Source organism: Campylobacter sp. JMF_08 NE1 (genome assembly GCF_027737875.1).
Lineage (GTDB): Bacteria > Campylobacterota > Campylobacteria > Campylobacterales > Campylobacteraceae > Campylobacter_B.
The window spans coordinates 71,489-86,415 of record NZ_JAOVUC010000001.1 but is presented as its reverse complement, the minus strand read 5'-3'; the positions used below and the strand labels follow the sequence as shown (position 1 = coordinate 86,415).

The 14,927-nt window shown below is 41.0% G+C and carries 15 protein-coding genes; 4 read left to right on the top strand and 11 right to left on the bottom strand.

All coding sequences use genetic code 11. The features are described from left to right. Positions 1-93: 93 nt before the first annotated feature. The 9 genes from OFN91_RS00435 to OFN91_RS00395 form a co-directional block, all read right to left on the bottom strand. Positions 94-468, bottom strand: a complete 375-nt coding sequence (locus OFN91_RS00435; RefSeq protein ID WP_270859012.1) for a RidA family protein — start codon at positions 466-468, stop codon at positions 94-96. Positions 469-559: 91 nt separating this feature from the next. Further along, the gene (locus tag OFN91_RS00430) at positions 560-1,321 is read right to left on the bottom strand and encodes a TSUP family transporter (RefSeq protein ID WP_270861822.1); all 762 of its coding nucleotides are present in this window, start codon (positions 1,319-1,321) and stop codon (positions 560-562) included. Between the two features lie 21 nt (positions 1,322-1,342). Continuing rightward, on the bottom strand, positions 1,343-2,416 hold the full coding sequence (locus OFN91_RS00425) for a CapA family protein (protein WP_270872865.1): 1,074 nt from the start codon (positions 2,414-2,416) through the stop codon (positions 1,343-1,345). A 23-nt stretch (positions 2,417-2,439) separates the two neighbouring features. Further along, positions 2,440-3,219, bottom strand: coding sequence for a lysophospholipid acyltransferase family protein (locus tag OFN91_RS00420; protein ID WP_270872864.1), 780 nt, complete (start codon positions 3,217-3,219; stop codon positions 2,440-2,442). Further along, positions 3,206-4,498 carry a hypothetical protein gene (locus tag OFN91_RS00415; RefSeq protein ID WP_270870829.1) on the bottom strand — a complete coding sequence of 431 codons (1,293 nt, stop codon included), beginning with the start codon at positions 4,496-4,498 and terminating at the stop codon, positions 3,206-3,208. The genes OFN91_RS00420 and OFN91_RS00415 overlap by 14 nt, the downstream gene beginning before the upstream one ends. Continuing rightward, positions 4,492-5,157 (bottom strand): phosphoribosylformylglycinamidine synthase I, encoded by a 666-nt coding sequence (gene purQ, locus OFN91_RS00410; RefSeq protein ID WP_270870830.1) that lies wholly within the window; start codon positions 5,155-5,157, stop codon positions 4,492-4,494. The genes OFN91_RS00415 and purQ overlap by 7 nt, the downstream gene beginning before the upstream one ends. Next, positions 5,154-5,390 (bottom strand): phosphoribosylformylglycinamidine synthase subunit PurS, encoded by a 237-nt coding sequence (purS, locus tag OFN91_RS00405; protein ID WP_270859018.1) that lies wholly within the window; start codon positions 5,388-5,390, stop codon positions 5,154-5,156. The genes purQ and purS overlap by 4 nt, the downstream gene beginning before the upstream one ends. Before the next feature lie 3 nt (positions 5,391-5,393). Further along, a complete protein-coding gene (purC, locus tag OFN91_RS00400) occupies positions 5,394-6,110 on the bottom strand; it encodes a phosphoribosylaminoimidazolesuccinocarboxamide synthase (RefSeq protein WP_270859019.1) in 717 nt (238 codons plus the stop codon). A gap of 1 nt (position 6,111) precedes the next feature. Further along, complete coding sequence (locus OFN91_RS00395) at positions 6,112-7,458, bottom strand: S41 family peptidase (protein ID WP_442867877.1); 1,347 nt, start codon at positions 7,456-7,458, stop codon at positions 6,112-6,114. A gap of 183 nt (positions 7,459-7,641) precedes the next feature. Here OFN91_RS00395 and OFN91_RS00390 point away from each other — a divergent pair, with 183 nt between their 5' ends. Then, positions 7,642-10,218 carry an ATP-dependent Clp protease ATP-binding subunit gene (locus tag OFN91_RS00390; RefSeq protein WP_270872863.1) on the top strand — a complete coding sequence of 859 codons (2,577 nt, stop codon included), beginning with the start codon at positions 7,642-7,644 and terminating at the stop codon, positions 10,216-10,218. A 389-nt stretch (positions 10,219-10,607) separates the two neighbouring features. Here the strand turns inward: OFN91_RS00390 and OFN91_RS00385 are convergent, their stop codons facing one another. Both OFN91_RS00385 and OFN91_RS00380 read right to left on the bottom strand, forming a co-directional pair. Further along, positions 10,608-11,309: a hypothetical protein gene (locus tag OFN91_RS00385; RefSeq protein WP_270872862.1), complete on the bottom strand. Its 702-nt coding sequence runs from the start codon at positions 11,307-11,309 to the stop codon at positions 10,608-10,610. 393 nt (positions 11,310-11,702) lie between these two features. Further along, positions 11,703-12,743, bottom strand: a complete 1,041-nt coding sequence (locus OFN91_RS00380) for a hypothetical protein (protein ID WP_270872861.1) — start codon at positions 12,741-12,743, stop codon at positions 11,703-11,705. Between the two features lie 111 nt (positions 12,744-12,854). Between OFN91_RS00380 and truD the strand changes: the two genes are divergently transcribed. The 3 genes from truD to OFN91_RS00365 all read left to right on the top strand — a co-directional run bounded on the left by truD (position 12,855) and on the right by OFN91_RS00365 (position 14,911). Beyond that, a complete protein-coding gene (gene truD, locus OFN91_RS00375; protein ID WP_270872860.1) occupies positions 12,855-13,967 on the top strand; it encodes a tRNA pseudouridine(13) synthase TruD in 1,113 nt (370 codons plus the stop codon). A gap of 161 nt (positions 13,968-14,128) precedes the next feature. Beyond that, positions 14,129-14,368, top strand: coding sequence for a hypothetical protein (locus tag OFN91_RS00370; protein ID WP_270869609.1), 240 nt, complete (start codon positions 14,129-14,131; stop codon positions 14,366-14,368). Positions 14,369-14,416: 48 nt separating this feature from the next. After that, positions 14,417-14,911 (top strand): hypothetical protein, encoded by a 495-nt coding sequence (locus OFN91_RS00365; RefSeq protein ID WP_270869610.1) that lies wholly within the window; start codon positions 14,417-14,419, stop codon positions 14,909-14,911. Positions 14,912-14,927: the final 16 nt, after the last annotated feature.

The following is a 14,927-nucleotide window of genomic DNA, read 5'->3' as shown; positions in this document are numbered from 1 at the left end:
GTTGTTAAATTTTAACTATACCAAAAAACAAAAAACTGCTTTGTTCGCGACAAAAATTTAGCGTCGCAAAACAAAGCACAAAAAATTATAAATTTATTTCACGCTTGCGATGACTTCGATTTCTACAAGAGCATCTTTTGGGAGTTTTGCGACCTGAACGGTTGAGCGGGCTGGTTTAGTGTCTTTGAAATACTCGCCATACACCTCATTTACCGCCGCGAAATCGCCCATATCAGCCAAAAAAATCGTGGTTTTAATCGCGTGGTCAAAGTCGCTTCCAGCCTTTTTCAAAATCGCTTTTAAATTAGCCATAACCTGCGTAGTTTGCGCTCTCACATCGCCACCAGCGAACTCGCCATCTGGCGTGAGCGCAATCTGACCAGAAGTGAAAACAAATCCATTTGCGACGATTGCTTGTGAATACGGCCCAATGGCACCCGGGGCTTTTTTTGTCGAAATTACCTTCATACAGTATCCTTTCAAAAAAAAATTAAAAAATTCTAGCCACTTTTAACTTATGAGCCAATAAATTTAAGTTTTTTTATAAAACTACCAAATTTTAGCCAAAAATCAGTCCATAAAGTAGCTTTAAAATCGTGCATGCAACGACGAAAAGTAGTATCGTGCGCACGAATTTCACATCCTTTTTCACGACCAAATTCGACCCCATCCAGCCGCCTACTATCTGCGCGCAACCCATGATTATACCTATCATCCACAGCACCTGTCCGCCGATGATAAACACGCCTAGTGATACGATATTTGAGACGAAATTTAAAATTTTTGTCTGCGCGACGGCAGTTTTCATGTGAAGCCCTAGCACGCCAACTAGCGCAAAAGTCCAGAACGACCCAGCCCCAGGTCCGAAAAATCCGTCATAAAATCCCAAAAGCAGACCAAACAAAACATAAAATAAATTTTTGCTCATCTTCGCTGCGCGCTCGCTCTCGCCCAAATTTGGGCTTAGCACAGTGTAGATAAAAAGCGCTAAAAGCAAAACCGGGATAATGTAGTTTAGAAATTTCGCGTCGATTAAAAGCACCACGCGCGTGCCAATAAATGCGCCAATGAGCGTGCAGACTATCGCTAGGGCGATTTTGCGCGGATCGACTAGCCCTTTGAGCGTGAAATTTAGCGCCGCAGAAAATGTGCCAAATGTGCCTTGAAGCTTGTTCGTGCCAAGGGCGAGGTGTGGCGGGATACCCACTGCAAGCAGTGCAGGCAGGCATATCAGCCCGCCTCCGCCTGCGATTGCGTCGATAAATCCACCAGCAAACGCCGCAGCAACTAAAATCAAAATTTGCCAAATTTCAAATTCCACACTCTCCCCTTTTAATCAAATTTATTTAATTTCAAAGTCAGGAAAAACGCTGTTCCAAAGCGTTTTAAGATTTTCGGTTTTAAAGTCCCCAACACGCCTAAGCCTGTGCGTCATCGCTAGCATATCTGGGTAGTGAGCGAGCAAATGCACCGAAAAATCGTGCGAATATGGGCTAATGTGCGTGATTAGCGGGACTGCGCGCAGACTTTTTATCTTTGTCGCGTTGCCCTCTTTTTCGATTACGATATCAGCCATGGCGCCCAGCATGCGCGCACTTTCGTCTTGATTAGATATGAAGTTTCCTAGCGAATAAAAGCACGGCACGCTTCTGTTATCATCTGTGGTGATGAGCTCTAATGGCTGGATTACATGCGGGTGTGTGCCGATGATGAGATCTGCGCCAGAGTTTGCCAAAAACTGCGCCTGCTTTTTCTGTGTGGCGGTTGGTTTGTGCGTGTATTCCACGCCCCAGTGTGGCAAAACCACCACAAAATCGGCGTGTTTTTTCGCAAGTTCCAAGTCGCTTAAAATTTTTTCCTCGTCACTTAGCAAATCCACCAAATACCCTTTGCCTTTTGGCATTATGTGGCCATTTAGCCCATAAGTGTAGTTCAAAAACGCGACGCTAACATTGTTTTTTTTCAAAATTTTAACGATTTTACTGCTATTTTGATCTGGTGAAATGCCAATATACGCGATATCCTCGAAGCCAGACCAAAATTTCGCGCTATCTAGTATGCCTTCTTCGCCCTTATCGAGCGCGTGGTTTGTCGCATGGGCGATTAGATTAAACCCAGCGTCTGCCACAGCCTCGCCTACTTCGAGCGGAGAGCCGAAATTTGGGTAGCCAGAGAGCTTTTTTTTATCTTCGATTAGGATTGTTTCTTGGTTTATGATTTTGATATCTTTGTCTTTGATTTCATCTTTGATAAAGCGATAATACGGCTTAAAATCGTGGCTTTTGGCGGTTTTATCATGCGCGCCCTCGATTAGCTTGGAGTGGATTAGATTGTCCCCCACAGCGATGAGAGAGAGGGTGTTTTCGCTAGCACAACCAAAAAGTAAAAATGAAAAAAAGAGAATTAAAATTTTCAAAATTTCCCCAAATTTAGCCGAATTTAACACTGCTCGCTACTATTACTAGCCGAATTTGACTCTGAATTTTGCGTAGAATTTTGCTCTGAAATTTCGCCATTTTCTGCCAAATTTTGCTCTGAATTTTGCTCTGAATTTTCGTGCTCGTCGATGATAGCTTGCATTTTGGTGCGGGTATTTTCTAGCCATGCGTTATCACTCGTATCGACAGGGTCTAGGTAGATGATTTTCACATGTCCGCTTCGCACGCGAAATTCCTTCGAATCCGCAATCGCCCCAGTGCCGATAAGCACGATAGGCTGGACTTTAAGGCTTAGTTTGTTTGCTATCATTTTTGCGCCGTTTTGAAATTTGAGCATTTTCGTGCCACGATGTCTGGTGCCTTCTGGAAACATCACGATAGCACGGCCGTTTTTTATACGATCATCTACTTCATGCACGATTCGCACGAGCTCACGAGGGTTTTTGCGATCGACGGCAATCATCTTTGGCAGGGTTAAAATTTTGCCGATTATCGGCAGTTCGCCAATCTCTTTTTTGGCTATCCAGCAGATGTTTGCAGGGTGAGTTTCTTCTAAAACCACGATATCCATAATGCTTTGATGATTTGCGATAAAAAGCCCCACCTGCGGATCTGGCGAGCCGATGATTTCGATATCATAACCCACAGCGTATCTTTGCCACCTGCCCCACATACGGCGAAATGTGCGGTGCGAGCTGTTTTTCGCCCACATCAGCACGATTACGACCATTACCGTAGCGATGAACCAAAACGAGTAAAAAAGTGCCTTAATCCTTGACAATTTCGTCCTTTTTGATCCAGCCGATTTTGCTACCACTTAGCATGATTTTATAAAATCCCTTGTTTTCGCCCAAAATTTCGACCTTTTGAGGCTCTTTGGTGACATAAAACACCGTAGATGTCGGTATCGGCAAGATATGCACGGCGGTATTTTTGGCGATTTTGCCATTTCCATAAGGGTTTTGATAATACAAATTTAGCGCCAAAATAATCACCGCAAAAATCAGCGGAGTGATATTTTTGCTGAGCAAAAACATCACCAAAAGCACAGCTGCAAGGGTGTAAATGGCGATTTGTTTGTAAGCTTCAAATTTTGATTCTTTCGGATTAAGTCCGATTTGCGTGCTAAGATCCTCGGCCTGCGGATTTAGCTCGATACCAAAATTTTCGAATTTTTTCGTTTGCAGATTAAAATAGCTAAAATCAAAATTTTTCACATTTTTGTCGATTACAGCGAAATAATATCCACTCTGACTAGCGTATCCGCCACGCACAGAATCCACGCCTTGTTTTATGATAGAGGGATTATCCACGCTAAATGAGGCAAGCGCGCCGTTTCGCACGCTTAAATCTAGGGTGAGTAAATTTGAATTATCATCAAATTTGGCGGTTTTGTAGTTTTTCAGCTTCAAATCATCGGCTGAAATATGGACGAAATTTTCCCTTTTTTCTAGCTTGATAAACTCAGGATTGCGCGGTTTAATCGAGCTTTTTTCGAAAAATTCGCCATTTCGCTCTAAGGTTAGAATAATGTCATTTATCTTCGCACCCTCGCCGTTTGCGCTAAAATACAGCGTCGTTTCAAACATCTCATCGCCCTGTATCCACGAGAGATTATCCTCGTTTAGCCAGATTAAATTCTCCGTGCGATCGATCGCTAGTTTTGGCGTAACGGTTACTTTTTGACCTAAATACACGCTGAAATTTATCCTAAAAATTTCATTATAATAGGCTTTTTTAGGCGCTCCATCGACTTTGAGAGTGAGTTCTTTGGGTTTGATATCCTCGTAGATTTTCTCATCTGAAATATCCAAATCCACCTCATTTGTCGGCGCAAGCGCCCTTAAATCATCAAGGCTAAGGTTTTTATTCATAACCTCGTTTTTATTCATTTTCATCATTACGCGAGAGTTATCACGCTGTGCGCCCTCAGTAGAACTGGTTTGCTCCGATTTTTTCGGAGCGTATTTGCTCAAATCATCGAGCGAATCTATGCTAACTTCTGGCGCAGCTAGGCTAAGTGCGCAAATACCAAAAAGGGCTAAAACTATTCTTAACAAACTAGCCCTTTTAGCATTTTTTCGCCGTCCGTTCCACCGAGAATTTCCTCGATAGCGCGCTCAGGGTGTGGCATGAGACCAAAGATTTTTTTGCTTTTATCGCAAATTCCAGCTATGCTATCAACCGAGCCATTTGGGTTTAAATCATTGCCATTTTCGTCGCAGTATTTAAGCAAAATTTGGTCATTATCATACATTTTTTTCAAATTTTCGCTATCCACATAGTAATTTCCCTCGCCGTGCGCGATAGGGATATTTAAAAGCTCGCCATTTTTGCAACAAGCAAGAAATTTATTGTCATTACTAATGACTTTTAGATAGTGATATTTAGAGATAAAGCTCAAATTTATGTTGCGGTTCATCGCGCCCTCTAAGAGTTTGAGCTCCAAAAGCATTTGAAATCCATTGCAAATACCGAGCAAATACCCGCCCTTTTTGGCGTGAGCGCGCACAGCCTCCATGATAGGGCTAAATTTCGCAATCGCAGCCGTTCTTAGATAATCACCATGGCTAAAACCGCCAGGAAGCACGACCAAATCGGCATTTAGCGTAGTATCCTTATGCCAAATCACTTCTACATCGCAACCAAGACGCTCAAAAGCATATTTTGTGTCGCGTTCGCAGTTCGTGCCTGGGAAATTGATAACCGCTACCTTCATAGCACAATCTCGTAATCTTCGATAACGGTGTTGGCTAGCAGGTCCTCGCACATTTGCTCTACATTTTTATAAATCGCCTCTTTGTTCTCGCCTTGCATGTCAAGCTCGATTTGTTTAGCCACGCTTACAGAATTTACACCGCTAAAACCAAGCGAAGTTAGGGCGTGTTTGACGGCCTTGCCTTGCGGATCTAAAACGCCATTTTTCAATTTTACATTTACGATTACTTTCATTTTTTATCCTAAAATTCTTTTTAAAACTTCCTCATAAGCGACTTTTACATCACCGAGCCCTTGGCGGAATACATCTTTGTCTAGTTTTTGGTTCGTATCCTTATCCCAAAAACGGCAGCTATCAGGGCTAATCTCATCAGCTAGCAAAATTTCGCCTTTGCTATCTTTGCCAAGTTCGATTTTAAAGTCGATTAGGCGCAAATTTCTCTCATCGAAAAATTTAACCAAAATTTCATTTATTTTCTTTGCGATTACTTTAAGCTCGTCAAGCTCGGCTTGATCTTTTACCGCACCTAGGATTATGGCGTGTTCGTCGTTTAGGATCGGATCGCCCAAATCATCGTCTTTGTAGCAAAACTCGACCAAAGTAAATGGCAAAATCGTGCCCTCTTTGATACCAAGGCGTTTTGTAAGTGAGCCGGTAGCGACATTTCGCGCGATGATTTCAAGTGGGAAAATTTTGCATTTTTTGACTAATTGCTCGGTTTCATTTAGCGTCTCAACTAGCGCAGTTTTGATGCCGTTTTTCTCTAATAAATGAAAAATTTGAGTTGAAATTTTGCAATTAAGCGCACCTTTTCCAGCCTCTTCTGCCTTTTTCACGCCGTTAAATGCAGTTAGGGAATCTTTGAATTCGCTAATTAGCAAATCATCATTGCCCTCGACTGACCACATTTTTTTGCCTTTGCCCTCGTAAATAAGCTCTTTTTTGCTTGCCATGCTACTCTCCTTTGCTTAGTCTTAAAATTTTAATCGCATCAATTGCGGTTTTTAGCTGAATATCGTCGTTAATCTGCTCTTTTGAGATGAAATTCTTCTCATCTTTTTTCTCTTTTTTTTCTTCTTCTTTTTTCGGCTCTTCGACCTTTGCAAGCTCGCTTTCTAGGTGTTTTTTCAGGTCGGCTTCTTTGACTGAAAATTCATTTTCGCTCTTTTGAGGCACCTTGCCAGCTGCTACAATCAAATCAGGCGTAACGCCCACAGCTTGGATTGTGCGACCACTAGAAAGGTAATACCGCGCGATTGTTAGTCGCAAGGCTTCTTTGTTTTCGATAGGCAAAATCACTTGCACGCTACCCTTGCCGAAAGTATTCTCGCCCACGATTACAGCGCGTTTTAGATCCTGCAACGACCCGCTTACGATCTCGCTTGCACTCGCACTTCCGCCATTTACTAGCACGACGAGTGGCAGGTCGGTTACCTTTTTCTTAGGATCTGCGTTATGCTCCTCGGTATCGGCTTTGTTGCGACCTTTTTGCGATACGATTAAGCCCTTATCCACGAATAAATTCACAAGTCCAATTGCCTGCTCCAAAAGTCCGCCAGGATTGTTTCGCAAATCAAGGATTATCCCCTTTGCCTCAGGGTGTTCTTTTATAAATTTAGCCGTGTCAGCGGTGACATGCTGGTCGAAATTTGTTACACGCAAATACAAAATTTTCTCATCATCTATCATTTTCGAATACGCAGACTCGACCTTGATTATATCGCGCACAATCTCCACATCAAAGGGCTTACTCTCGCCTTTGCGAACGATTGTGAGCGTGATTTTGGTTTTTGGTTTGCCACGCATTTTGCTTACAGCTTCATCGATTGTAATCCCAAGTGTCGCATTTCCGTCGATTCGCAAAATCACATCATTTGCTTTAAGCCCTTTTTTATCAGCCGGTGTGCCCTCAATCGGCGAAATTATCGTTAGTGCGCCGTCTTTCATACCGACCTGAATGCCCAAACCGCCGAATTCGCCCTGAGTTTGTACCTTAGTATCATTGTAAGCTTTTTGATCCATAAAGCTAGAATGGGCGTCTAAATTTCCCATTAATCCCGAAATCGTCTTATCCACAAGCTCCGAAAAACTCATCTGCTCGACATAATTATTTTCCACGATTGCTAGGGTTTTAGTAAGCTTTGCCAGCGCTTCAAGCCTTGTTTTTTCGCTGTCAGGTTTTTTGGTCGAATTTGCCTCTTTCGCCTCCAAATTTCCTACAAAAAACAGACCAAAAAGTAGTGAAAATACAAAACCAAAGCCAAAAAAGAGATGTTTTTGTTGCAAAAATTTGTCCTTAATTTGAAATAGGCGGAATTCTATAAAAATTTCGCTAAATATTAGTTAAATTTAAGCCATTTTTAGCGATAAAATTTTAAAATTCAGAGCGAAAAATTTGAAAGATTAAATTTATTTACTAAAAAACCTTGACATTATTAGACTAAATATATATAATACAGACAAAATCAACTTTAAGGAGTTTTTATGAACGAAACACTTGAAATTTTAACTGACAAAATGCACTCACTACTCGAAAGTTCGCTCTCCCTAGCTATCCACTCCAAAAATGGCGAGGTTGCGAATTTGCACATTTTGTGGGCATTGTGCGTGGATTCAAGCTCTGTGCTAAATCAAATTTTTAACAAATTTGACATCAGCAAAAGCGCGGTTGAGTTAGAAATCAAAAGCGCGCTACAAACCCTGCCAACTAGCTCAAATGTTACGCGCGATAATATCAAAATTTCGCGCGAAGTGGTAAATTCATTAGAGAGCGCAAAAGGCCTAATGACGAGCCTTGGGGATAAATTTATCGCTATTGATACTTGGTTAGTGGCGAATTTAGACAAATCTCCGCTAAAAGAAATTTTGGCTAAATTTGCCGATCTTAGCGAGATAAAAAAAGAGTTAGAAATGCTAAGAGCGGGCAAAAATATCACCACCAAAACAGGCGATGACACACTTGAAGCACTTAGCAAATTTGCGCTAAATTTGACCCAAAAAGCGATAAATGGCGAGTTAGATCCCATTATCGGGCGCGATGAAGTCATCACCCGTATGATGCAAATACTAATCCGCAAAACGAAAAACAACCCAATACTTCTTGGCGAACCAGGCGTTGGCAAAACCGCCATTGTCGAGGGTTTGGCGCAGTTAATCGCGCAAAAAGATGTCCCGCTTAGCCTGCAAAACAAGCGCGTAATGGCGCTTGATATGAGCGCACTCATTGCCGGCGCGAAATACAGAGGCGAGTTCGAAGATCGCCTAAAAGCCGTCATCGACGAGGTTAAAAAAGCTGGCGATGTGATACTTTTCATCGATGAAATTCACACTATCGTAGGAGCTGGGGCAAGCGAAGGCAGTATGGACGCTGCAAATATCCTAAAACCTGCCCTAGCTAGGGGCGAGCTACACACTATCGGCGCGACTACGCTCAAAGAATACCGCAAATATTTTGAAAAAGACGCCGCCTTGCAACGCCGTTTCCAGCCTGTCATCGTGGCTGAACCGACCGTGAGCGAGGCTACGGCGATACTTCGTGGCATAAAAGAGCGTTTAGAGGTTCATCACAATGTTACAATCACAGATAGCGCGCTAGTCGCTGCTACCAAGCTTAGCCACCGCTATATCAGCGATAGATTTTTGCCTGATAAGGCGATTGATTTGATCGACGAGGCTGCCGCTGAGCTAAAAATGCAAATCGAGAGCGAGCCTTACGAACTAGCCAAGGCAAAAAGGGAAATTCTAACCCTTCAAGTCGAAAAAGAAGCCCTAAAAATGGAAAACGACGCCAAAAACGACAAAAGGCTAAATCAAATCGACAAAGAGATTGAGAATTTAAACGAAACCAAAAATTCGCTTTTGGCTAAATTTGAGAACGAAAAGGCTGTATTTAACGGCATAAGCGAAGCCAAAAAATCAATAGATAGCCTAAAAATCGAAGCCGCAAATGCTAGAAGCAAAGGGGATTTAAGCAAGGCTGCCGAAATCGAATACGGCAAAATCCCAGCCGCAAACGCCAAAGTCAAAGAGCTAGAAGCCAAATGGGAGGGTATGAAGGAAAGCGGAGTTTTGCTAAAAAATCGCGTCGATGAGGAAATGGTCGCAGGAATCCTTAGCAAATGGACAGGAATTAGCGTAAGCAAAATGCTCTCATCAGAGCGCGAAAAATACCTAAATATCGAATCTCACCTAAAACAAAGCGTCGTGGGTCAAGACGCCGCGCTTCACGCCATAGCGCGCGCTGTGAAGCGAAACAAGGCTGGCCTAGCTAGCGCAAATCGCCCGATTGGAAGCTTTTTGTTTTTAGGACCTACTGGCGTGGGCAAAACAGAGAGCGCCAAAACACTAGCGAAATTTTTATTCGACGATGAGCGAGCGATGATTAGATTTGATATGAGCGAATATATGGAAAAACACAGCGTCTCACGCTTGCTTGGTGCGCCTCCTGGATATGTGGGATACGATGAGGGTGGTCAGCTAAGCGAGGCTGTGCGCCGCCATCCATATAGCGTGCTACTTTTCGACGAAATCGAAAAGGCACACAAAGATGTCTTTAATATCTTGCTTGGCATTTTAGATGACGGGCGCGCAACCGATAATAAGGGCGTGGTCGTGGATTTTAAAAACACCATTATAATCCTTACGAGCAATATCGGCTCGGATAAGATTATGAGTCTGGGCGAAAATGAGCGCGAAAACGCCGTAAAAGACGAACTGAAAAACTATTTCAGACCTGAATTTATCAACAGGCTCGATGACATTGTGATTTTCAACGCCCTTAGCGAGGACAATCTCATCGACATCGTAGGAATTATGTTTAAAGAACTAGCCCATTTGCTCGAAGAACGCGGTATCAGCGCAACTCTAAGCGAAAATGCCAAAAAGCTCATCGCTGGGGCTGGATTTGATGCAGAATACGGCGCCAGACCGCTAAGACGCGCACTTTATGATTTAGTCGAGGATAAGATCGCCGATATGATTTTAAACGACGAACTCAAAGAAGGAAATGCGATCCTAATCGACGCCAACGGCGAGGATATCGAGATTAAGGTCGTTTCATAAGCTAAATTTGGCGCGAATTTATGCGCTAAATTTAGCCTCAAATTCGCGCTAAATTTTCTTAAATTTCAGCGCGAATTTATTTAAAATTTCAAGCCTAAATTTTGCAAATTTAGGCTTTTTTAAATTTTAAAATTTCAAATTATTTATAAAATTTCGAAATATCCACAGCAGGGTCTGGATTTTTGTTTTTCGCTAAATTTCTAGCCCCTAGCGTATCTGCTTGCACCCCGTCGCTAAAAATATCGCTAAATTCGCCAAAATTTGCCGTCTCTACACCCAGCCAATGCGCAAAATTTTGCGGAAAATAATTCGCAAAATTATCGTAGTTTTATTGATTTTTTGCTCGACTGATAATAAGTTCTCCTTTCTAAAAAAATGGTTTATCAAATTTAATTTTTCTTACTAAAAACACTATAAACACAAGGGATATTGTTTATATCTTTTTTCAAAATTTGGATACAATAAGCCCTAATTGTCTTGTATTCTTGTTCAGTAGCAATTAGAATATTCATAATCCTACCACCTTTAAAATCGTTCTCATAAATTACAAATTGATCAAAAAATCTAAGCGAATTAAAACCTCCTTTGTGGATATGAAGTATAAATTTAATTGAAACAATAACCAAGATAAAACCAATCACAAAAATTAAACCTTTTTCTAGTTCTCCTGCCAAAAAACCAGCAAAAAGCCATATAGCCACAAAAGCAAAATTTAATTTATCGATATTTTGCGACCTATCCCAACGAATATCACTTGACATTTTTATTGAACTTATATCGCTGATATTTAGCTTTTTTATAATTTTTTTATCAGATAGCAAAGTGATAGAATTATTTGTAAATTCAAATCGTTTATTTTCTTTATCTGTTTGTTTATTTTTGTATAAATAAAATAGTGATAGTGGTATTAAAATGATAAAAACTCTAATATAAAACTCTATCTCTTGCGCCCCAGTGTGAGTCGTAAAAATCAAAGTTAAAAAAAGCAAAGGAAAAACTATAAACATAGAATATACAGCATATTCGCCCGTAACATAATCCTTGATTATCAACGGTTCTTTATCGTAATCTCTTAAATTCTTACTTTTCAAAATTTAATCCTTTTATAAATTTTCCGTCATTGCAAGAGTTTGCCCTTAGGCAAATTTGTGGAAACCGCAAATGATTAAATTTGCGATTTGCGAATTAGCGCTTCCACTGTCATTGCGAGATTTACTAAGTAAATCAAAGCAATCAACGAGCTAGAATAACCAAAACACTAAATTTGCAAATTTACAAATTTTAAATTTCAAATTCGTAAATTGCTTCGTCGCTTCGCTCCTCGCAATGACAATAGCAAGCAGAATTTTGCCTAATTTGTCATTGCGAGGCGACAAAATCGCCGTGGCAATCCAGTAAAATTTAGAGAGAATTTGAAATTTATCGTAACTTCCCCTGATTGCTTCGCTTTGCTCACAATGACAGATTTAGCGAATTTTACCGCTCTACACCAACGCGACTTTTAGTTTATGCGACGCCAAAGTTTTTGATTTTTCACCCTGAGCAAGGGCGATAAACTCGTCCGTGCTAAGCAGGTAAAAATCAATTAGCTCGCGCCCCATTAGCGCGCAGATTTCGGCACTTTTACCATCAATAAAGCCAAGTGCTTTTTTGGAATTTACTAGCAAAAAATCAGCCCCGCTATCAAACGCGTCAAATAAAATTTCCCCAGCCACCCTTAGCGCGCACTCCTTTTCGGCACCGTAAATTTCAGCCCTTAACGCCTCGTTTTCGCGCTCAAATCTCACGACATCTCCGCCAAATCTGCGCACCAAATCCCGCGCGCCCTCATCGCCCCAAACAGCGATTTTAAAGCCCGTGTAGCGGTGCGGGGCAGTGTTTGCGTCTATCTCGGCTAGGCTTTGTGCGCTATAAATTTTATCCACGCGCGCTGGATCAATCCCACAAAGCTCGCAAAGCCTATCATAAATCAAATCGCAATCATAGTCCAAATTTAGGGCATTGCACGGCGTGAAATAGACGAGCTGCGGGCGGATAAAATCTAAAATTTCGCCCCTTTTTTGCGGGAAATTTTCGAGCAGAAAATTCGCAAAAACAAAAGCGCTGTTTCCCAAAAAAACCTCGCTAAACTTCCTTAAATTTGAGCTGTAAAAATACGGCGCTAATTCCTTGTAAAACTCGAAAGTATCGCTATTAGCGATAGTAGAAAAACTCTGAAATTTAGAGTAAAAGCTCTCAAATCCGCACTCCAAATCCTTGCGCGCCTCGCTCTGGCTAAGTGGCGCGATGTATAAAATCCTACCAAAGCGCGCCAAAATCCCACCAAATGGCTCCTCCACGCTTGCGACCACGCCATTAATTTTGACAAAACTCACGCCCTCATAGCTAAAATACGGATCGCCCGCCTTTATCTCGCCCAAAAGCTCGCCCACGCTAGCGAAATTTTCGCGCTCAAAAATATATGGCTTAAAATAGCTTAAAACATCGATTTTAGGGTCAAATCTAAAAAGCCTAATCTCCAACATAACTGCTCCTTTTTGCGCCCGAAATTCTACTAAAATTTGGCTAATAATTAGATTTTTAGGCGCGATTTTATATAATAATCGCTTTTATTTTAGCCAAAAAGTGAAATTAATATGAAATTTTTATATACCTTAAACCACGCGCCCATAAACGCGCATTTTAGCAAAAACTCAAACGATTTCGTCGTGCGCGAAGTCCCATTGTATGAGGCTAGCGGTGATGGCGAGCATGCGATGATACATCTGCAAAAAAAGGACCTTACCACCTGGGAAGCCTTGCAGATTTTAAGCGAACATTTAGGCGTTAAGATGCGCGATTTCGGCTATGCAGGGCTAAAAGACAAAGAGGGCTTAACTAGCCAGTTTGTTACATTTCCTTTCAAATTCGCGCAAAATTTAGAGAGTTTTTCGCACGAAAAAATCAAAATTTTAAGCCTTAATCGCCACAAAAACAAGCTAAAAATCGGACATTTAAAGGGAAATAATTTTTTTATCCGCCTAAAAAAGGTCTTGCCAACTGACGCTTTAAAACTGCGTGAAGCTCTTGAAACACTCAGCGCGCAGGGGTTTGCAAACTATTTTGGCTTTCAGCGCTTTGGCAAATTTGGCGACAATGCCGAGGCGGGTCTAGCGATACTGCGTGGCGAAAAGCGCATTAAAAATCCTAAAATGCGCGACTTCTTAATCAGCGCGTATCAAAGCGAGCTATTTAACGCTTGGCTAGCCAAAAGGGTTGAAATTTCAAAATTTGCTAGCGAATTTAGTGTGAGCGAGTTTGCCAAAATTTACGGATTTGACAAAGCCCTTGCCAAATCTATCGCCACTCAGGCGCAATTTTACAAGCTACTTCCGGGCGAGATTTTGGGGCATTTCCCGCATGGGGCGTTTTTTACCTGCGAGGATTTAGGCGCGGAGGTAGAGCGATTTGTGCGCCGCGATATCACGAGCGCTGGGCTCATCGCTGGGGCGCAAAAACTGCGCGCAAGTAGCGTGGCAAGGGGATTTGAGAGCGAGATTTTCGCCGAGGCTGAGGCGTATTTAGCGCAAACAAACGGCTCGTATCGCTATGCGTGGAGCTATATAGAGGATATCTCGCACAGCTACGACGAGGAAAAGGCGCAGTTTGGATTTAGCTTTTATCTACCAAAAGGCTCGTATGCGACGGTGATTTTGGAGGAAATTTTGCATAGAGAAATTTTCGAAAATTTCGCCCCTAACGAAGAGTGAAATTTGAAATTTAGCCAAATTTCGCTCCGCAAGCTAGAAATACTGCACCAAATTTGAAATAATGATAAAATTTGATAAAAATATAAAATTCGGTGAGCAAGAATGCCACCCTACGGTGCTTTATCGTCAAAAGCAAGAGCTTTGTTAAACGAGGAAAAATAATGGAAGTCAAACTAACATTACTAGAATTTGAATATTTAATGGAAAATTGTGAATTTGCAAAAAAAATATTAACTATCAAAAATAAGAATTTTATAAAAGTATGTGTAGATATAGATACAGCAGAAAGCATTAGAGAGTGGGCTCTTGATGAATTAGAGATAAAAGGCTTTGATGAAAATTATGAATTGAATTCAGATGGAAAAATTTTAGAAGCATTGGTGGATTTATTCTATGTGTAGCAAGGATATCCACCCTACGGTGCTGACCGTTATTGTAAAGGATAGCAAATGAAAACGCCACTAATTACAATGCGTTTTATTGAAAATTTAAAATTTTTACAAGAAAAAGTGCCAAAAGAAAATATTATATTCTGTGGAGACGATGAATATAATGAATTTTTGTGTGTTAGCTGTGGCGGTCAAATTTATGGTGTAGCATATTTTAACTATGGCACAAATTCCCAAATAAGCTTAAATGTGCGAAAGAATTTACTTTACATAGGTGCTAGTCAAAATTTTATCTGCATAGATATAGACGGCGGCGAAATTTTATTTAATGAAGAGTTGATTTTTCCATTTTTCGAAATGCTCTACGATGAAAACAGCGAATATCTATGTGTAGTCTGTGAGTGTAACATTATATGTTATTTTGGAAGCAAAGAAGTATGGAGAGTGGATTTTGGCGAAATTATAAATAGTTATGAAATTATAGATAATAAATTATTTGTTAAATGCGTAGATAAAAAAGAATATATAATCAGTTTATTTAATGGAAATATATGAGTAAATTGAAATCAAA